Origin of the sequence: Microtetraspora niveoalba (assembly GCF_001570405.1) — a bacterium.
GTDB classification, from domain to species: domain Bacteria; phylum Actinomycetota; class Actinomycetes; order Streptosporangiales; family Streptosporangiaceae; genus Microtetraspora; species Microtetraspora niveoalba.
On the sequence record NZ_BBYM01000012.1, the window covers coordinates 170933 to 191060 of the forward strand.

The 20128-nt window shown below is 73.5% G+C and carries 11 protein-coding genes; 9 read left to right on the forward strand and 2 right to left on the reverse strand.

What is annotated here, in order from left to right; all coding sequences use genetic code 11:
- Positions 1-164: 164 nt before the first annotated feature.
- Together AWQ70_RS13140 and AWQ70_RS13145 are read left to right on the forward strand one after the other, a co-directional pair.
- Positions 165-1688, forward strand: a complete 1524-nt coding sequence (locus tag AWQ70_RS13140; RefSeq protein ID WP_245646931.1) for a succinic semialdehyde dehydrogenase — start codon at positions 165-167, stop codon at positions 1686-1688.
- A 40-nt stretch (positions 1689-1728) separates the two neighbouring features.
- Positions 1729-3396, forward strand: coding sequence for an FAD-dependent oxidoreductase (locus AWQ70_RS13145; RefSeq protein WP_067174927.1), 1668 nt, complete (start codon positions 1729-1731; stop codon positions 3394-3396).
- 61 nt (positions 3397-3457) lie between these two features.
- Here the strand turns inward: AWQ70_RS13145 and AWQ70_RS13150 are convergent, their stop codons facing one another.
- Positions 3458-3961, reverse strand: coding sequence for a MarR family winged helix-turn-helix transcriptional regulator (locus tag AWQ70_RS13150; protein WP_067174929.1), 504 nt, complete (start codon positions 3959-3961; stop codon positions 3458-3460).
- Between the two features lie 105 nt (positions 3962-4066).
- Here AWQ70_RS13150 and AWQ70_RS13155 point away from each other — a divergent pair, with 105 nt between their 5' ends.
- Together AWQ70_RS13155 and guaA are read left to right on the forward strand one after the other, a co-directional pair.
- Positions 4067-5125, forward strand: a complete 1059-nt coding sequence (locus AWQ70_RS13155; protein WP_067174931.1) for an alkene reductase — start codon at positions 4067-4069, stop codon at positions 5123-5125.
- A gap of 108 nt (positions 5126-5233) precedes the next feature.
- The gene (gene guaA, locus AWQ70_RS13160; protein ID WP_067174935.1) at positions 5234-6796 is read left to right on the forward strand and encodes a glutamine-hydrolyzing GMP synthase; all 1563 of its coding nucleotides are present in this window, start codon (positions 5234-5236) and stop codon (positions 6794-6796) included.
- Between the two features lie 260 nt (positions 6797-7056).
- Here the strand turns inward: guaA and AWQ70_RS13165 are convergent, their stop codons facing one another.
- Entirely contained in the window at positions 7057-7818 is a 762-nt protein-coding gene (locus AWQ70_RS13165) for a polysaccharide deacetylase family protein (protein ID WP_067174939.1), read from the reverse strand.
- Positions 7819-8115: 297 nt separating this feature from the next.
- Between AWQ70_RS13165 and AWQ70_RS41140 the strand changes: the two genes are divergently transcribed.
- From AWQ70_RS41140 to AWQ70_RS13190, 5 genes are all read left to right on the forward strand, one after another.
- Complete coding sequence (locus AWQ70_RS41140) at positions 8116-9987, forward strand: glycosyltransferase family 2 protein (protein ID WP_157530039.1); 1872 nt, start codon at positions 8116-8118, stop codon at positions 9985-9987.
- A complete protein-coding gene (locus AWQ70_RS41145) occupies positions 9984-11654 on the forward strand; it encodes a glycosyltransferase (RefSeq protein WP_067174950.1) in 1671 nt (556 codons plus the stop codon). Before AWQ70_RS41140 ends, AWQ70_RS41145 begins: the two co-directional genes overlap by 4 nt.
- A gap of 135 nt (positions 11655-11789) precedes the next feature.
- On the forward strand, positions 11790-15200 hold the full coding sequence (locus tag AWQ70_RS13180) for a bifunctional glycosyltransferase/CDP-glycerol:glycerophosphate glycerophosphotransferase (RefSeq protein WP_067174952.1): 3411 nt from the start codon (positions 11790-11792) through the stop codon (positions 15198-15200).
- Between the two features lie 210 nt (positions 15201-15410).
- Complete coding sequence (locus tag AWQ70_RS13185) at positions 15411-18479, forward strand: bifunctional glycosyltransferase/CDP-glycerol:glycerophosphate glycerophosphotransferase (protein ID WP_067174955.1); 3069 nt, start codon at positions 15411-15413, stop codon at positions 18477-18479.
- A gap of 158 nt (positions 18480-18637) precedes the next feature.
- Positions 18638-20128 (forward strand): glycosyltransferase family 39 protein, encoded by a 1491-nt coding sequence (locus tag AWQ70_RS13190; protein WP_067174958.1) that lies wholly within the window; start codon positions 18638-18640, stop codon positions 20126-20128.

Below are 20128 nucleotides of genomic sequence, written 5' to 3' on the forward strand. Positions count from 1 at the left end.
CGCTCGGCGTCGGCGCGATAATCCCGCGTGGCTCGGCATTTCCTCGCATATCTGGATTCTGGCAATTAAGGGGAATCGCCGGAACCCTCGTGTCCCGATGGTTGCCTACCGGCCAGTAGCCGTGAGCGGTGCTCGCGAATATCCTTCCGGGCATGGACCCCCTGATGCTTGAGCGCATTGTCCGGCACGTCACCTCGGAGGGGAAGACCGTCGAGGTGCCCGCGCCCTTCACCGGTCAGCCCCTCGTCGAGCTCCCCGTCTCGACCGCCGAGGACGTCCGCAGGGCGTACGCCACGGCCAGGGCGGCTCAGGAGGAGTGGGCGGCGCGGCCCGTCGCGGAGCGGATCGAACCCTTCTTCCGGCTGCACGACGCCATCCTCAACCGACGCGAGGAGATCCTCGACGTCGTCCAGATGGAGACCGGGAAAGCACGGCGGCACGCCTTCGAGGAGGTCCTCGACGTGGCCGGGTGCGCGCTCCACTACGCCCGGCAGGCGCCGAAGCTGCTCGCCCCGAGGAAGCGCAAGGGCATCTTCCCGATCGCGACCCAGGCGGCCGAGCTGCGCCACCCGAAGGGCACGGTCGCGCTGATCAGCCCGTGGAACTATCCGCTCTCCCTCGGCGTGACCGACGTGATCCCCGCGCTGATCGCGGGCAACACCGTGGTCCACAAACCCGACACCCAGACGGCGCTCTCGACGCTGTGGACGATCGACCTCCTCGCCGAGCTGGGCATGCCGCGCGAGATCTGGCAGATCGTGACCGGCGACCCGGCCGACATCGGCGACCCGCTGATCGACGGCGCCGACTACGTCGCGTTCACCGGGTCGACCCGGGGCGGCCGGAGGATCGCCGAGGAGGCCGCCAAGCGGCTCATCGGCTGCTCTCTGGAACTCGGCGGCAAGAACCCGATGATCGTGCTGGAGGACGCCGACCTCGACCGGGCCGCGCACGGCGCGCTGCGGGCCTGCTTCACCAACGCCGGCCAGCTCTGCATCTCGATCGAGCGGCTGTACGTCCACGACTCGATCTACGACGCGTTCACCGACCGGTTCGTCCGGGCGACCGGGAACATGAAGATCGGCTCCGGCCTGGAGTGGTCGGTCCAGATGGGCTCGCTCACCTTCCGCCGCCAGCTCGACGCGGTGACCGCGCACGTCGCCGACGCGGTCGAGAAGGGCGCGACGGTGCTCACCGGAGGGAAGGCCCGCCCCGACCTCGGGCCGCTGTTTTACGAGCCGACCGTCCTCGCGGGCGTCACCGACGATATGGACGTGTGCGGCAACGAGACCTTCGGCCCGGTCGTGGCGCTGTACCGCTTCCGGCACGAGGACGAGGTCGTCGAGAAGGCCAACGACACCGTCTACGGCCTGAACGCCTCGATCTGGACGCGGGACGTCGCGCGCGGGCGCGCTCTCGCCTCCCGCATCAAGGCGGGCACCGTCAACATCAACGAGGGGTACGGCGCCGCCTACGCCTCCTACGACGCGCCCATGGGGGGCATGAAGTCCTCCGGACTCGGGCGCAGGCACGGGGCCGAGGGCCTGCTGAAGTACACCGAGTCGCAGACCGTCGCCAGCCAGGCGTCGTGGCTCGGGTTCGACCCCGTCCTCGGCATGGCGTACGACAGGTACGCCGACACCCTGGCCGGGCTGTTGAAGGCGATGCGCAAGCTCCACCTGAAGTGACGCCGGAGCGGAGGGGACGGGGAAACGATGGAGTGCAGCGATGGACTATGACGTCGTCGTCATCGGCTCCGGGTTCGGCGGCAGCGTCGCCGCACTCCGGCTGACCGAGAAGGGATACTCCGTCGCCGTCCTGGAGGCGGGCCGCCGCTTCGACGACGGCACGCTGCCGAAGACCTCGTGGCGGGCGCGCGACTTCCTGTGGGCGCCCGCGCTCGGCCTGAAGGGCATCCAGCGCATCCACGTGATCGGCGGCAAGAACGGCGTGATGGTCCTCGCCGGGGCGGGCGTGGGCGGCGGCTCGCTCGTCTACGCGAACACGCTGTACGAGCCGCTCGACCCGTTCTTCCGCGACCCGCAGTGGAGCGGCATCACCGACTGGAAGGCCGAGCTCGCGCCGTACTACGACCAGGCCGGGCGGATGCTCGGCGTGGTGCGCAACCCGACCCTCACCCGGGCGGACGAGGTGATGCGCACGGTGGCCGGGCGCATGGGCGTGGGCGACACCTTCCGCCTCGCCCCCGTCGGGGTGTTCTTCGGCGAGCCCGGCGTCGAGGTGGAGGACCCGTACTTCGGCGGGGCCGGGCCGCGCCGACGCGGCTGCACCGAGTGCGGCGAGTGCATGACCGGCTGCCGCCACGGTGCCAAGAACATGCTGATCAAGAACTACCTCTACCTGGCCGAGCGCGCCGGCGCCCGGGTCCACGCCGAGACCACGGTCACCGGCGTGCGCCCGGTGGAGGGCGGCTACGCCGTCGCGGTCAGGAGGACCGGCTCGCCGCGCGGACGCCGGGTCGTCACCGCCCGGCAGGTCGTCTTCGCCGCCGGGACGTACGGCACGCAGCGGCTGCTGCACCACCTCCGGAGGGGGCCGCTGCCTCGGATCTCCCCCCGGCTGGGCACACTGACCAGGACGAACTCCGAGGCGCTGCTCGGCTTCGAGCGGCCGTCGGCGAAGGGCGGCCGGCTCAACCGCGGCGTGGCGATCACCTCTTCGTTCCACCCCGACCCGCACACCCACATCGAGCCGGTCCGGTACGGCGACGGGTCCAACGCGATGGCGCTGCTGCGCACGCTGCTGATCGACGGCGGCGGCGCGCCCCGCTGGTTGCGGTTCCTCGGCGAGGCGGCACGCCGCCCGCACCTGGTGCCGCGCCTCTTCTACAACCGCAGGTGGTCGGAGCGGGCGATCATCGCCCTGGTCATGCAGGCGAAGGACAATTCGATCACGCTCTCGATGCGGCGGGGCAGGCTGCGCGCCGGGCCCGGCCACGGAGAGCCGAACCCGACCTGGATCCCGGCCGGGCACGAGGCGGTCCGGATCGCGGCCGAGGAGATCGGCGGCATTCCGGGCGGATCGTGGCTGGACCTGTTCGACATCCCCGCGACCGCGCATTTCCTCGGCGGCTGCGCGATCGGGGACTCACCCGAGACGGGCGTGATCGACGCCTACCACCGGCTCTACGGCTACGATGGCCTGCACGTGGTCGACGGGTCGGCGGTCTCCGCCAACCCGGGCGTGAACCCGTCGCTCACGATCACCGCGCAGGCCGAGCGGGCGATGGCGTTCTGGCCCAACAAGGGCGACATCGACCCGCGTCCCCCGCTCGGCTCGGACTACGTGCGGCTCGCGCCGGTCGCCCCGCGCCGCCCGGTGGTCCCCGCCTCCGCACCGGGCGCGCTGCGCCTGCCCATCGTGGACATCACGTAGCCGGTCCGGCTCCGCGTCGGCTCGGAGTCCGGCCCGATGACTCCCGCGGGCCGGCCCGGTGTCATTCGTCACAGTCGTCGGTGAAGCACGCCCCGTCGCCGCACACGTTGTCGCTGACCACGTCGAGCAGCGCGTACAGCGTCGCGACCTCGTCCGGCGTCAGTCCCCGGACCATGCGCCGGTGGACCTCCGTCATGATGCGGAAGACCTCGGGCCGCAGGGCGTCGCCCTTCGGCGTGGTGCTGACCATGCTGATGCGACGGTTGGAGGGACTGGGGGCGCGGCTGACGAACCCGCTCCGCTCAAGGCGTTGCAGGCTCCTGGTCATCGTCGAGACGTCGATGCCGAGCAGGGCGGCCAGCTTGTTCTGAGACTGGGGGCCGTGCTCCCACAGGGCCATCAGCACCCGGTCCTGGCCGGGGTAGAGATCGATCTCGGCCAGCAGCCCGGCGAGCAGCACCCGATGGCCGAGCGACGCCCTCGCCATCCGGCAGCTCAGCCCGTTGAGATCCTCTTCGTGGTGCCCTGACCGCGTGGTCGCGTCGTCGATCACCGGCTCCGCCATGTCGGCCTCCTCTGGCGATCAGCCTACCTCTTGCAAATTGGCTGGCCAAGATGTAGAAGTACTTCTTGCGTGCCCAAGTTGGCCGACCAAGAATGGAGTTCTGTCATGCTTTTCACCCAGTACGAACTCGGTGACCTGCTGCTGTCCAACCGTCTCGTCATGGCTCCCATGACTCGGTCCCGGGCGTACGTGGACGGGATCCCCTCGTCGTTGACCGCTCTCTACTACGCCCAGCGCGCCTCGGCCGGTCTGATCGTCACCGAGGGGGTCCAGCCCAGCGCGGCCGGCCAGGGATACGTGAACACCCCGGGACTGCACACCGACGAGCAGGTGGCCGGCTGGCGGGAGGTGACCGACGCCGTGCACCTGGCGGGCGGCCGGATCTTCGCCCAGCTCATGCACGTCGGCCGGGTCGGCCATCCGGACAACACCGGATCGACGCCCGTCGCCCCCTCCGCCGTACGGGCCTCCGGGCAGATCCACACGCACGCGGGGCCGCAGGACTATCCGGTGCCGGTGGCGCTGACCACCGCGGAGGCGGAGGCGACCGTACGCGACTTCGCGGACGCCGCCCGCCGGGCCGTCGACGCCGGGTTCGACGGGGTGGAGCTGCACGGGGCGAACGGCTATCTCATCCACCAGTTCCTGTCCCAGAACGCCAACCTGCGCGACGACCGGTACGGCGGCTCGGTGGAGGGCCGGATCCGGTTCGCCGTGGAGGCGGCCGAGGCGGCCGTGGACGCGATCGGCGCGTCCCGGGTCGCCATCCGGCTCTCGCCCGGGAACGGCGCCCAGGACCTGGTCGAGGAGGACAGGAGCGAGGTCTACCCGGCCCTGGTCCGCGCCCTCGCCGGGCTCGATCTGGCCTACCTGCACCTGATGGCGACCCGCGACGACGACCTCGACCGCCGGATCCGCGACCTCTGGCCGAACACCCTCATCGTGAACGACGCCGGGGCGGGCGACCCCGACGCCACCGCCTCCCGATGGCTGGGGTGGGGAGCGGACCTCGTCGCGTTCGGCTCGGCGTTCCTGGCCAACCCCGACCTGCCGCTGCGCCTCCGGCTCGGCGCGCCGCTCAACGACCCCGACTTCGCCACCGCCTTCGGCGGCGACCACCGCGGATACACCGACTATCCGGCCCTGGCCGTCCACCCCGTCTAGCCCTCGCGGCACCCGCGGCCATCAGCGGCGATCCCCTTTCCACAGGGGCACTCGCGTGGGTCGTGCGCCGGAAGGCCGCCGATAGACTGGGCGTACCGCTCGCAGCCTTTGGGGGTCCTTCCGGTGTCTGAGTTCGACACTGTCCTTGTCGTCGACTTCGGCGCGCAGTACGCGCAGCTGATCGCGCGACGAGTGCGTGAGTGCCATGTGTACTCCGAGATCGTGCCGTCCACCATGCCGGTCTCGGAGATGATGGCCAGAAAGCCGAAGGCGATCATCCTGTCCGGCGGTCCCTCGTCCGTGTACGCCGAGGGAGCCCCGGCGGTCCCGGAGGGCCTGTTCGAGACCGGTGTGCCGACGTTCGGCATCTGCTACGGCTTCCAGGCGATGGCCCTGGCGCTCGGCGGCGAGGTCGCCAGGACCGGCGCCGCCGAGTTCGGCGGCACCGTGCTCAACGTCGTCCGGGAGGGCGAGCTCTTCGCCGGCCTCCCGCCGGTCCAGCAGGTCTGGATGTCGCACGGCGACTCCGTGGTGGCCGCCCCTGCCGGGTTCGCGGTGACCGCCTCGACCGCCGACACCCCGGTCGCCGGCTTCGAGCACCCCGAGCGCGGCTTCTACGGCGTGCAGTTCCACCCCGAGGTGCTCCACTCCGAGCACGGCCAGGCCGTCATGAAGCACTTCCTGGACGCGGCCGGCTGCCGCCCCTCCTGGACGATGCTCAACATCGTGGACGACGCCGTCGCGGCGGTGCGCGAGCAGGTGGGCGACGGCCGGGCGATCTGCGCGCTGTCCGGCGGGGTGGACTCGGCGGTCGCCGCCGCGATCGTGCAGCGGGCCATCGGCGACCGGCTCACCTGCGTGTTCGTCGACCACGGCCTGCTGCGCAAGGGCGAGGCCGAGCAGGTCGAGCGCGACTTCGTCGAGGCGACCGGCGTCAAGCTGCGGGTGGTGGACGCTGAGGAGCGGTTCCTCAAGGCACTGTCCGGGGTGGTCGACCCCGAGGAGAAGCGCAAGATCATCGGCCGGGAGTTCATCCGGGTCTTCGAGGACGAGCAGCGTGCGATCCTCGCCGACGGGCCGGTCGACTTCCTGGTCCAGGGCACGCTCTACCCGGACGTCGTCGAGTCCGGCGGCGGCACCGGCACGGCCAACATCAAGTCCCACCACAACGTGGGCGGCCTGCCCGAGGACCTGCGGTTCGACCTCGTCGAGCCGCTGCGGACGCTGTTCAAGGACGAGGTCAGGCGGGCCGGCGAGGAGCTCGGCCTGCCCGCCGCGATGGTGTGGCGGCAGCCGTTCCCCGGCCCCGGGCTGGGCATCCGGATCATCGGCGAGGTGACCCGCGAGCGGCTCGACATCCTGCGCGAGGCGGACGCGATCGCCCGCGAGGAGCTGTCGCGGGCCGGGCTCGACCGCGAGATCTGGCAGTGCCCGGTCGTGCTGCTCGCCGACGTCCGCTCGGTCGGCGTCCAGGGCGACGGCCGCACCTACGGCCACCCCGTGGTGCTCAGGCCGGTCACGTCCGAGGACGCGATGACCGCCGACTGGGCCCGCGTGCCGTACGACGTGCTCGCCCGGATCTCCACCCGCATCACGAACGAGGTGCGCGAGGTCAACCGGGTGGTCGTCGACGTCACCAGCAAGCCCCCGGGCACCATCGAGTGGGAGTGACCCCCGCGCCCGCGGGGAACCCCGGCGGTCCATGACGGCCGCCGGGCCCGGGAGTCCGCGGACCCGCAGCCCGGGCTCCCACTCCACAACCGATCATCCGAGCCGCGCCGGGCGCGCGGCACGAGACGGAACCGCCGTCCCGTGCCACGCCCCGGCGCGACGCGTCTCCGGAGAAAGTGTCTCCGCAGGCAGTGTCTCCGCAGGCAGTGTCTCCGGAGGCAGTGTCTCCGGAGGCAGTGTCTCCGGAGGCAGAGGCGGGGTCAGTCGCCGCTCAGGGGGAGCTGCTCGGGATAGCTCTCTCCCGGGACCAGCTCCTGGCCTTCGAGCAGCTTGGAGACCGTCACGAACGAGTAGCCCTCGGCGGCCAGCTCCTCGAGCACCGCGGGCAGGGACTCGATGGTCTGCTTGACGGTCTCGTGCATCAGCACGACCTCGTCCTGGTCGGCGATGTCCAGCGCCCGGCCGGTCAGGAACTCGACATCGCGATAGTCCTTGATGTAGTCCTGCGTGGACACCGTGCCCGGGATCTGGAGCAGGCCGAACTTCGCGATGACCGTGCGGACGCCGTCGTTGATCAGCCCGCCGGGCGCCCGGAAGAGCACCGGCGTCTTGCCGGTGGTCTTCTTGATGATGTCCTGACCCTTCTTCACCTCGGAGTAAATGGCCTTGTACTCGAGGTCCGTCAGGTACTTGTGACTCCAGCTGTGGTTGCCGACCTCGTGGCCGCCCTTGACGATGTTCATCGTCAGCTTCGGGTGCTTCTGCACCCGGTTGCCGATCAGGAAGAACGTCGCCTTCGCCTTGTATTTCTTCAGCACCTTCAACAGGTCGTTCGTGTATTCGGCCGGGCCGTCGTCGAAGGTGAGCGCGATGCATTTGTGCGTCACGCAGTACGGCTCCGCGGCACGCTGCTTGGCGGCCGTGGAGGGCGCCTGAACCTGGGCCTGGGCGGGTGCGGTGAGGGTGGCCGACAGGGTAAGCGCGCATATGGCGGTTAGAGGGACTAAACGCTGCAATGCCATGGTGGTGCTCCTCGGGGGTTTGTAAGGCGGCATCGTAACGTGTCCGCCTGGTAATCCCCTTGAAGGGGACTGAACGCCCAGGCGGCGGCATCCCGGAAGAACCCCGGATGACCTGCGAGAACTCGCCTCTTTCCGGCCCTGGTCGTGAATGCCGTCCGGAACACCCTCCGTCGCGTATCCGCCGTCTCCAGTGGCGGTAAATGTTGCCCCAAGGATGGGGGTGCCGGGGGTGCCCTTCGCGATGCTGGCTCGGCGTCAGAACGACGAAAAGTGACACTCCCGGAGGTGGTGGGCACCATGAGCGCGACCTGGGGAGGCTGCGCCGGGTTCGGTTCCCACCCGGCTTTGCTCGACCGCGTGTGCGACGACTTCGCCGGGCAGTGGACCGTCCTGGACGGCGCCGACCCCGGACAGCCCCTGCCCGGTGAGGCGGTCGAGCGCGCCGTCATCGCGGCCAGGACCCCGGCCGACCTGCGGCGGCTCGTGCCGTTCGGCGCGCTGGTCCCGGACGCGGCGCAGGTGTGCGTCGTCATCGCGGAGGCGCCGCCGTGGGCCGCCCAGCCGCTCCCCGTCGCGGGCCAGAGCGCTGCATGGCACCTCCTGGCGGACATGCGGATCCTGCGGCGCAGGCGGGGCTGGCGGATCGAGGCGACGTTCTCCGCGCCGGTGCCCGGGGGCGAGATCCTCGCCCACATCCTGTACGGCCTGCTCGGGGGGCGCCGGCACCTGGCCCAGCCGGTGGTCGGCCTGGCGGGCGAGGGCGCCTTCGGGTGGCGGCCCGGCGACCCGAACGTGACCCTGACCGGCGTGGACGGGCCGGTCGTGGCGCGGCGGGACGCCCCCGGCTGCGACCTGGTGCTCCGGGTCGTGGACCGTACGGACCGGCCGTGGCCGGACGGGCGCATCCCGGTCGTGGAGCGGGCGCCGCTGACGGCCGTCCCCGACGGTCCGGCGTACCCCGACCTGCTGCCGCCGGTGGACGAGACCGTGGTCAACCCCATCGGCTTCCGCCAGAACGCCAGGGGACCGGTGGCCACGCTGACCCGCAGGGCCGGCGGCTACTCGATCACCAGCGGGCTGGACGAGCTGGTCCGGCTCTCCCCGTCCGGGGAGCTGACGGACGTCGACGTGGCCCGGCTCCGCGACGCCGTCGGCGTCGCGGTCCGGGAACCGGACCCGTCCGGCCTGGTCCGGGCGCGGATCGTCACCGGGCTCGCCGCCGCCGGCATCCCCGTGCTCATGGACGGCGACGGGATCGGGGACCCGGCCCTCGGCGCGGAGTTGTCCGACGCGCTCGCGACCGTGGACGAGGACCAGCTCGCGTCCGAGCTGCGGCGCGAGGAGATCAGCGTACGGCTTCGCCGGGCCGCGCTCCGGACGCACGGCGCGATCCCGCGCTGGCGGAACATCGCCGTCTCGGCCGGGCTGGCGCTGCCCCACGAGCCGCCCGTCTCCGTCCTGCTGTGCACGTGCCGCAAGGACATGGTCCCGTTCGCCCTGGAGCAGATGGAACGGCAGCGCGGTGTACGCGCCGAGGTCATCCTGGGCCTGCACGGGTTCTCCGCCAGGGAGGCGGGAGTCCAGGGGGCGATCGCCGACTCGTCGCTGCGGATCACGGTCGTCGAGGCGGCGGCCGGCGTGCCGTTCGGAGAACTGCTGAACCGCATGGCCGCCGTCGCGTCCGGGTCGTTCCTCGCCAGGGTGGACGACGACGACTGGTACGGCCCCGACCACCTCGCCGACCTCCTGCTCGCCCAGCGGTACTCGGGGGCCGAGCTGGTGGGGGCGGCGGCCGAGTTCGTCTACCTGGAGCCGATCAACACCACCGTCCGCCGCCGGCTCGGCACCGAGCGGTTCACGTCCCTCGTCGCGGGCGCGACCATGCTCGTCACCCGCGAGATGTTCGAGACCGTCGGCGGTTTCCGTCCGATCGGGACGACGGTGGATGGCCAGCTCCTGGAGTCCGTGGAGGCCGCCGGAGGGCGGATCTACCGCACTCACGGCCTCAACTACGTCCTGCGCCGGCGCCACTCCCGGGCGCACACCTGGAGACACCCCGTCCAGGCGTTCCTCAAGTCGTACCAGGAGCAGTGGCGCGGGCTCCATTTCAACCATCTGATGGAAAGCGCTTCGACGCCCCATGTGGGCTACTGGAGGCAGGAACCGTGACATCCCCGACCCGGCAGCCGCGCATCCCGGCCAACGACCACGGCGTCCTCGGCGGCGTTCCCGAACTGGGCGAGTGGACGCCCCACCTCTCCGTGAGCGTGGTGGTCCCGACCGGCGGCGCCGGTGACACCCTTCCCCTGACCCTGGCCGCCCTGGCCGCCCAGACCTACCCCCGCCACCTGCTCGACGTGATCGTCGTGGACGACGGGGAGCGGCCGACGGCCCGGCTCCCCGAGATCCGGCCCGAGCGCACCCGCCTCGTACGGCCCGAGGCCGGGCGGTGGGGCAAGCCGCACGCCTGCAACGTGGGCGCGGCCGCCGCCGAGGGCGACGTCATCCACTGGCTGGACGACGACGTCGTGCCCTTCCCCGAGCACGTCGAGGCGCACATGCGCTGGCACCATCTCGCCCGCTACCTCGTCGTGCTCGGCCATCTGCGGACCGTGGAGTGGGAGCCGGGCGAGCTGTCGGCGAGCGAGGTCCTCGCCGCCGCCGAGGCGGGGGCGGTGGCCAAGCTGTTCCACGAGGAGGACAGCAGCCCGCAGTGGACGGAGAAACGCTGGAACCGTACCGACGATCTGCGGACCGCCGGGGCGGACGCGTTCGCGGTCCACGTGGGCGCCGCCGCGTCGCTGCCCGCGGAGCTGTTCCGTGCGGCCGGCGGCATGGACGAGTCGTTGCCGCTCGGCGAGGACACCGAGCTGGGCTACCGCCTCGCCCAGGCCGGCGCGGTCTTCGTCCCCGATCGGGCCGCCCGCGCGTGGCGCCTCGGCGGCTCCGCGGTCATGCGCCGCGAGCAGGAGGTGAAGCGGCACAACCGGCCGTACCTCGGAGAGCGTGTGCCGAGCTTCCGCTGGTTGCGCGCGACCCCGGGGCGCGGATACCGGGTGCCGTACGTCGAGGCGGTCGTGGACGCCCGGGGCGCGTCGCTCGAAGAAGTCAGGGCCACGGTCGACGGCCTGCTGGCGAGCTGGACCCCGGACGTGTCCGTACGGATCACCGGGCCGTGGAGCGGGCTCGGCGAGGCCCGCCGCGCGCCCCTGGACGACCCGGACCTGGACCTGCGCCTGATCAGGGCGCTGTACGAGGCGGATGCCCGGGTGACGCTCGCCGACGACCTGCCCGAGTCCTGCTTCCCGACGCCGTTCCGGTTCCACTGCCCGGCGGGGTGGGTGCCCGGGCAGGACGCGCTGGGCCGCCTGGTCGCCTTCGCCGACCGGAACACCCTGGGGGTGCTCTCGCTCGCCCTCGACGAAGGGGACGACGTCGTCCGCGCCCGCCTGGAGCGTACGGCGGCGCTGAGCAGGGCGCGCCTGGTGGCCGAGCCGGGAGAGGACCTCGACGACGTGGTCCACGAGGTGTACGGCACGCTCTGGGACGTCGGCGAGAAGTGGGGCGTCGTGCGGGCGGAGGCGGCCACCACGATCAGCCCGCAACGGCTGCAGGCCGAGCTGGAGAAGTGCCGGGCCAGGTCGCTGGTGCTGCAGGACCGGGCCAACCGGTGGCGCAGGCAGGCGACGCGGGGGCAGGCGACGCGGCGGCGGTGGCGGAACGCGAGCCGTCGCGTCACACGGTTCCTCGCACGGCGGGTCGCGCGGCCGGTGATGCGCCGGGTCGCCCGTCCGGTCGCGCTGCCGTGGGCCGCGGCGGGACGGGGCCGCGCATGACCGCGCCGGTCCTGCTGCCGGTCCTGCTGCCGGTCACGACGGGACGGGAGCCGGTCCTGCGGCGGCTCGGCGCCGCCCTGCTCAGGAGGGCACGCCTCCAGTGAGCGACTCCCGACGACCTCGAAGGACCCGTCCGTGCCTCGCGTGAGCGTCATCATCCCCGTCCACGACGTGAAGCGGTACCTGGCGGCCTGCCTGGAGTCGGTCGCCGCGCAGACGTGGCACGACCTGGAGGCGGTCGTGGTGGACGACGGCTCCTCCGACGGCGGCGCCGCCGTCGCCCGCGGCCACGCCGAGCGCGACCCCCGGTTCCGGCTCGTACGGCAGGCCGGCGCCGGGCTCGGCGCGGCGCGCAACACCGGCCTGCGCCACGCCGGCGGCGAGTTCGTCTGCTTCCTGGACGGCGACGACCTGCTGCCGCTCCACGCCGTGGAGTACCTGCTGGCCGAGCTGCGCCGCACCGGATCCGACCTGGCCACCGGCGACGTCCGGCGGTTCAACCCGCGCGGGGCGCGGCCGTCCGCGATGCACCGCGAGATCTTCACCGGCCCGGCGCCCGCAACCCATGTCAGCGCCCGGCCCGCGCTCCTGAAGGACCGCCTGGTCACCAACAAGATGTGGCGTCGTTCGTTCTGGGACGCCCGCGGCCTCCGCTTCCCCGAAGGCGTCCTGTACGAGGACATCTCGGTCGCGCTGACCGGCCACTTCCTGGCGCGCTCGGTGGACGTGCTGCCCGCGCCCGTCCATCTGTGGCGCGAGCGCGACGGAGCGGGGCCGTCGATCACGCAGGACAAGAACCATGTCCGGGGGCTGGAGGACCGCTTCGCCGCGGTGACCTCGGTGCGGCGCTTCCTCGCCGCGCACGGCCTGGAGGAGCACATCCCCGCCTGGGACCAGGTCGTGCTCGACCACGACATGGTGAACTTCCTCGACGTCGTGGACACCGCCTCGGACGCCTTCCGGGCCAGGTTCCTCGACCTCGCCGGGGCGTACCTCGACCGCGTGGCGCCGTCCGTCACGGAGGCGCTGCCCGCCGCGCGCCGGCTCAGGTGGCACCTGGTCGGCGAGCGGCGGCTCGACGACCTGATCGCGCTCATGGAGTGGGAGAGGCGGGCGCGGCCCGGCCGGCAGGTCGTCCGGCGACTGGGCCGCCACTACCTCGACACGCCGCTCCTGGCCAGGCGCGACATCCCCGCCGAGGTCTCGCGGCTGCGCGGCGAGCTGTCCCCGGTGACCCGCGTCGACCGGGTCGCCTGGGAGGAGGACAGGCTGGCCGTCGAGGGACGGGTGACGCTCCGGCACCTGCGCCCGACCAGGCGCTTCCATCAGCAGGTCTTCGCGACCCTCGTCCAGGAGGGGACCGGCCGCCGGGTCCGCGTGCCCGCCGCCGTCACCCGGACGGCGATCTCCGCCAGGCGCGGCAGGCCGCGCGGACGCCGCGACTGGGGAGGGTTCCGGCTCGTCGTCGACCCCCGGCGTCTGGCCGACGCGAGCGAGGGCGGCGCGCTGTGGCGGTTCGAGCTGCACGTGGTCCACCGCGGGCTCATGCGGCGCGGGCCGCTGGCCGACCCGGGCGCCTCCTTCGCCGACCAGGCGGGGGCCCGGAGCCTGGAACCGGCGCTGCCCGGCCACTACGTCACGCCGACGCTGACCGACGCGGGCGCGCTCGCCCTGCGGGTCGAGTGCGAGGCCGTCCGCGTCACCGGCCACGCCGTACGGGACGGGCGGCTGCACCTGCGCGGCGAGGTGGTGGGCGAGCTGGGGCCGCAGCCGGTGCTGCGGTTCACCCGGGAGCCCGGCGGCGTGCCGCTGGCCGTCCCCGTCAGCACCGACGGCCGGACCTTCGAGGTCGAGGTGGACCCGGCCGCGCTCCTGCCCGCGCGCCGGTTCGGCCTCGGCGGTGTCGAGGCCGGGCTGCTCGACCTGCCCGTACGGTGGCGGGTCACCGTCGACCGGGCGGGCGGGGCGGTGACGCCGGTGACCGTGGCCGAGGACCTGTCGCCGCGGCGGTTCGGCCGCGGCGACCGGGAGATCGTCGTGCTGCGCGACCCCTCGGGCGAGCTCGTGCTCAGGGACCAGGCCGCCGCCGCGTACGCCGAGTACGCCGAGTGGCTGGCCGGCGGGGAGCTGCTGGTCGAGGGCGGGTTCGCCGAGCCGCAGGAGGGGCCGCGCGCCCTCGTGGTCGCCTCGCCCGACCGCTCCGTCGAACGGCTCGTCCCCCTGGACGGCACGGGCGCCCGGTTCGGCGGGCTGCTCGCGCCCGAGGCCGTGGACACCCCGGCCGGCCCGCTTCCGCTGCCCAAGGGCCGGTACGGCCTCGCCGTACGGGCCGGGGGGCGGGATCTGCCGCTGGAGTTCGAGCCGGACTTCCCGCCGGTGCTGGAGACCGCGCGGCGGAGGTTCGAGCTGGCCGCCGACGACGCGGGACACGCCGTGCTCACGGTCGGCGGCGACCTGGCCGCGAGCGAGCGCGGCAGGAAGGCGCAGCGCGTGCTGCGGCTGGAGGCGTACCCGGCGATGCGGGAGCGCCCACTGCGCGCCGAGGTGTTCTTCAGCAGCCACGCGGGCAGGCGGTTCTCCGGCAGCCCGCGCGCCGTCTACGAGGAGCTGCGCGACCGGGGCGCCGACCTCGCCTTCCTGTGGAACGTCAGGGACGGGCAGGTCGCGCTGCCGCCCGGAGTCGAGCCGGTCCGCACGGCGGGCCGGGAGTACTACGAGGCGCTGGCCCGCTGCCGGTACGTCGTCGTGGACGACCACCTGCCCCCGTGGTTCGAGCCGCGCGCCGGGCAGACGGTGCTGCAGACCCGGCACGGCTGCGTTCCCACTCGTGTGGAGCGCGAGGCGGGCCGGTGGACCCACCTGCTCTCGCCGGGGCCGCGCTGCACGCCGCTGCTGCGGGAGGCTTTCGGCTTCCAGGGGGAGATCGTGGAGACCGGGCTGCCGCGCAACGACTTCCTGAGCGCCCCCGGCCGGGACGCCGTCGCGGCCGAGACCGCCCGCGCGCTCGGCCTGCCCGAGGGCAGGAAGGTCGTCCTGTACGTCCCGGCCCGGCGCGCCGCCCGGGAGAAGACGCGGCTCGACCTGGAACGGATGCGGGCGGCCCTGGGCGACGACCACGTCGTCCTCGTGCGCAGGCACCCCTCGCTGGCCGCGCAGGCCCCCGTGACGGCCCCGGGGGACTTCGTCCGCGACGTGTCCGTCCATCCCGACGTGCGCGAGCTCTACCCGCTCGCGGACGTCCTGGTCACCGACTACTCGTCGGCGATGTTCGACTTCGCGCCGACCGGCCGCCCCATGCTGTTCTTCGCGTACGACGTGGACGAGTGGGCGGGCCGGTTCCCGTTCGACTACGCGGCCGAGGTGCCGGGGCCGCTGCTGGCCACCGCCGACGAGGTCGCCGAGGCGGTGGCGAACGCCGGCGAGGTCGCCGCCAAGTACACGGACGCGCGCCGCGAGTTCGTGGCGAAGTTCTGCCCGCTCGACGACGGCCAGGCCGCCCGCCGGGTGGTCGACCGCATCTTCGGCGCGGCGGCCGACCGCACATAGCGAGGCGCGGCGCCGGGCGGACACGGCGTGGACATGGCGTGGACATGGCGAGGCGTGCGGCCGGGCGCTGGCGAGGATGGCGAGGCGCGGCGGCCGGGTGCAGCCGGGTGGTTTCCGGACGCGGGCCCCGGGTCAAGGATGGCCCAAGCCACGGTAAGGCGCACGACGTCCGAGCGGCCCGGGACCGCTGATCGCGGGCATCCTGGCCGCGTGCGTACGGTTCCCAGGCTCTCGGTGATCGTTCCGTTCCACGACGTGGAGGAGCACGTCGGGGAGTGCCTCGACTCGCTGCGCGCGCAGACTCTCACGGACGTCGAGTACATCCTCGTGGACGACGGCTCCACCGACGGCGGGCCGTCCGTCGCCGCCGCGTTCGCCGCCGCCGACCCCCGGTTCACGGTCATCCGCGGACCGGGCAGGGGGCCGGGCCCGGCCCGCGACGCCGGGATCGCCCGCGCCACCGGGGCCTATCTCGCGTTCGCGGACGGCGACGACATGGTCCCCCCGGACGCCTACCGGACCATGGTGGAGACGCTCGACGCGACCGGGTCCGACCTGGCCTGCGGCGCGGTGACCCGGGTGCGGCGCGACGGCACGGTCAAGTCGCGTTCCGTGACGCCCGGGTTCGGCCGGACCGTCCTGCGTACGCACGTCCGGGCCAACCGCGACCTGCTCCAGGACCGGCACGTCACCAACAAGGTGTTCCGCCGCTCCTTCTGGGACGCGCACGGCCTCACGTTCCCCGAGGGGCCGTACGAGGACGCGCCGGTCGCGATCCCGGCCCATGTCCTGTCCACCGCGACCGACGTGCTCGGCGACGCCGTCTACCTCTGGCGGGCCAGGCCCGGGTCCGCGCGCGACCGACGCGGCGATCCCGAACGCGTCGCCCGGTCGCTCGCGTCGGCCGCCGCGGTCTCCGCGTTCCTGGCCGCGCACGCACGCAAGCTGCGGCGGCGGCACGACCAGCACATCGCCGAGACCGAGTTCCCGCTCCTCCTCGACATGCTCGCCACGGCGCGGGCCGGGATCGCGCGCCGGCTGTTCGACAGCGCCCGCGCGTCCCTCGACGCGCTCCACCCCGCCGCGGCCGTCGGGTTGCCCGCGCTCCAGCGGCTCCAGATCCATCTCGTCCGCGAGGGCATGCCCAAGGAGCTGGCCGCCGTCCAGCGGTTCGCCCGCACCGAGATCGACGACCACGGCCTGGTACGGCACGGCACACGCTGGTACTTCGACTACCCCTTCCTCGGCGATCCCCGCGTCCCCGAGGAGGTCTACGAGGCCGGGCCCGAACTGCGGGCCCACGCCGTGGTCGACGACGTACGGCCGGGCGGAGGGGGGCTGCGCGTCACCGGACACGCCTACCTCTCCCGGGTGGACAGCAAGCTCTGCGACGTCGAGGTCTGGCTCGCGTCCGGCGACCGGCGGATCCCGCTGAAGGCGCGCCGGGCGGAACGGCCCGACGTGACCGCGGACTCCCGCCAGTCCGCCGTGTCACACGACAGGTCGGGGTTCGTCGCCGACGTCGATCCGGTCCGGCTGCCCGAGGGGACGTGGACGCTGCACGCCCGGGTCTCCGCCCGCGGCGTCGAGCGCGCCGAGCGGGCCAGCGGCCACCGGGACGCGGGAGAGCGTGCCTTCCGGCTGGGCGACCTCCACGTGTCCCTCACCGCGCACGACGGCCTCGTCCTCACCGCGGGCGCCGCGACCGCCGAGGCGCCCGGCGCCCCGGTTTCCGCGCCCGTGGTGACCGGTGTCCGCTGGACGGACGCGCACGAGCTGGTCCTCGGCGGCGAGGGCGGGAGCCGTACGGACCGGGTCGCCCTCCAGCTCGGGGACGCGGGGGAGCGGCACGAGTGGCCCGTCGAATGGTCGGGCTCGCAATTCACCGCGACCGTCGGCGTCACCCCGTGCGGCCTGCCGCCGCGCAGCGGGCGATGGCGCGTGCTCCTCGGTGACCGGCCGCTCACGCTCGCCCCCGAACTGCTCGCCGCCCCGCCGGAGCCGCACACGACCTCCGTGCACCGGATCTCCTTCCTCCCCGGCCCGGGCGGGGAGCTGCGGCTGCTGGTCAGACCGGCGCTGCGCCCGGACGAGCGCGGCAGGTACGCCCTGCGCCGGCTGCGCGGCACGGCGCGCCACCATCGCACCCGGATCAGGGACGCGGCGTTGTTCGACAGCTACGGCGGCGGCCAGTACTCCTGCAACCCCCGCGCGATCTGCGAGGAGTTGCGGCGGCGCGACCTCGGCCTGGACCTCGTCTGGGTCACCAGGGACGGCCAGTTCACCGTCCCCGCCGGGATCCGCACCGTGCTGTACGGCTCCCGCGAACACGAGGAGGCACTCGGGACCAGCCGGTTCGTGGTCGCGAACCGGCGCACCCAGCCGTCCTGGTACGCCAAGCGGCCGGACCAGACGTTCGTGCAGACCTGGCACGGCACGCCGCTCAAGCGCCTGGGCCGCGACGTCAGGGGCAAGCCGCTGGCCAACCGCGACCTCTACGAGGGACTCGACCGCTACGCCCCGATGTGGGATGTGCTCGTGTCGCCGAACCCGTTCTCCACCCCCATCCTGTGCCGGGCGTTCGGCTACGAAGGGGAGGTGCTGGAGTCGGGCTACCCGCGCAACGACGTGCTTCTGCGCCCGGGCCATGCCGAGCGGACGCGCCGGGCGCTCGGCATCCCCGACGGCCTGCGCGTCGTCCTCTACGCCCCCACCTGGCGCGACGACGAACACGCCCGCCGGGGGCGCGCGGCACTGGAACTGGACGCGGCCCGGGTCGCCGGGGCGCTGGGCGACGACGTCGTCCTGCTGGTCCGGACCCACTACCTGATGACCGGGCGGGTGGCGACGCCGATCCCGTGGGCCGGGGGAGACGCGACTCCTGGGGTCCCCGGTCGCGCGCCGGAAGTGCTCGGCGGACGCGCCTTCGATGTCTCCAGCTTTCCCGACATGGCGGACCTGCTGGCCGTCACGGACGTGCTCGTCACCGACTACTCGTCGGCGATGTTCGACTTCGCCTGCACGGCGCGGCCGATGGTCTTCTTCACCTACGACCTGGAGCGGTACCGCGACCAGGTCCGGGGGTTCTACTTCGACTTCGAGAAGGAGGCCCCGGGACCGGTCGTCCGCACGTCCGACGAGGTGGCCGGCGCGGTCGGCGCGGCGCTGGCGAACCTCTCCCGGCCGTCTCCCGCGCGGTACCGGGACTTCGCGGTGCGGTTCTGCCCGTACGACGACGGCCACGCGTCCGAGCGCGTCGTCGACCGGATGCTGACCTGAACCCCCGCCCCGTGCCCGGGGGCTCCGGGTCGGGTCCGCCCGCGGGTCTCGGACCCGGGCCCGCCCGCGGGCGCCGGCCCGCGTACCATCCCCGCCGACCGTGCCCTGCGGAGCCCGGGGCCCTCCCGATATGTGGCCCGCCCGTCCAAGGAACCGAGATGAGCCTTTTCCCGACCGGCGCGCCCACGCGCCCCTTCGTGCTTCCCCGCCCGCGCCGTACCGGGCTCCTGCTTCCCGCGCTGCCCGCGGCGGTCGCGCTGGCCGCCGGGCTGTGGGGACTGGACGCCCCGCCGGTCTGGCGGGACGAGGCGGCCACGGTCAGCGCCGTCACCCGCACCCCCGCCGAGATGCTCGACCTGCTGCGCCAGGTGGACGCCGTCCACGGCGTCTACTACGCGTTCATGCACGTCGTGACCGCCGTCTTCGGCACCGGAGACCTGGCGCTGCGGCTGCCCTCGGTGCTGGGCGGCGTGCTGGCCGCGAGCGGCCTCGCCGTCCTGGGCCGCGACCTGGGCAACCCCCGGGCGGGCCTGTACGGCGGGCTGCTCCTGGCGCTGATGCCGACCTTCTCCCGCTACGCCCAGGAAGGCCGGCCGTACGCCCTGACGATGGCCGCGGCCGTCGGGGCGACCCTGCTGCTGGTGCGTGCGGTCCGCGCGCCTTCCCGGCGGCGCTTCTGCCTGTACGGCGCGGCCCTGGCCGGGCTGGCCCACCTGAACCTGTTCGCCTTCCTGGTCGTCGGCGGCCACGGCCTGTACGTCCTGGCGGAGGCGCGACGACTCCGCCGTCCGGCCGGGGGCGGGCCGCGGGCCCTCCTTATCCCCTGGTGCGCGGCGGCCGGGGCGGCGCTGGTGGCGGTGCTGCCGCTGGCGTGGTTCTCGTCGCGGCAGAGCGCCCAGGTCGGCTGGATCCACTCTCCCGGTCCCGAGGAGCTGCGCCTGCTCGCGGTCCGGATCTTCGGCGATCTGGGCGCGCCCGGATCGCTGTGGCCGGGCGTCGCGCCGCTGGTCCTCGCGCTCGCGCTGTACGGCATGGCCCGGTGCGGAGCGGTGGCCCGGTTGGCGCTGCCCTGGTTGCTGCTGTCCCCGCTCGTCCTGCTGGCGGCGTCCTGGGCGGTCCATCCGTACTACGTGTTCCGTTACGTGCTGTGCTGCGTGCCCGCCGCCGCGCTGCTGGCCGGAGCCGGGCTGGCCGCCCTGTCACGCGCCCTCGCGGTCCCGCTCCTCGTGGCGGGGGTCGGGCTGGCGGTCCCCGGCCACCTCGCGACCCGGGGACCCGACGGGCGGCAGGACAATCCGGAACCGCTCATCGCGGTGCTGCGGGAGGCGGCGCGGCCGGGCGACGCGGTGGCCTTCGCCCCCGGACTGACCCGGAAGTACCTGGCCGTCTATCCGGGCGTCTTCGCCCGCCTGGACGACGTGCTGCTGCGCAGGACGCCCGAGCGGGACGGCAGCTTCTCCGGGCGGGACGTGCGCCCCCGGGTCGCGGCCACGCGGCTGGGCGGCGTGCGGACGCTGTGGGTGCTCGGCTACGCCAGGAAGATGCGCGGCGCCGGGTGGGGGGACGACCTGTACCCCGGCTCGTTCGAGTGCACCGGGCACTGGGTCTCCGGCGGGCTCGCGGTCGCCCGCCTGCGCGCCCTCGCCTGA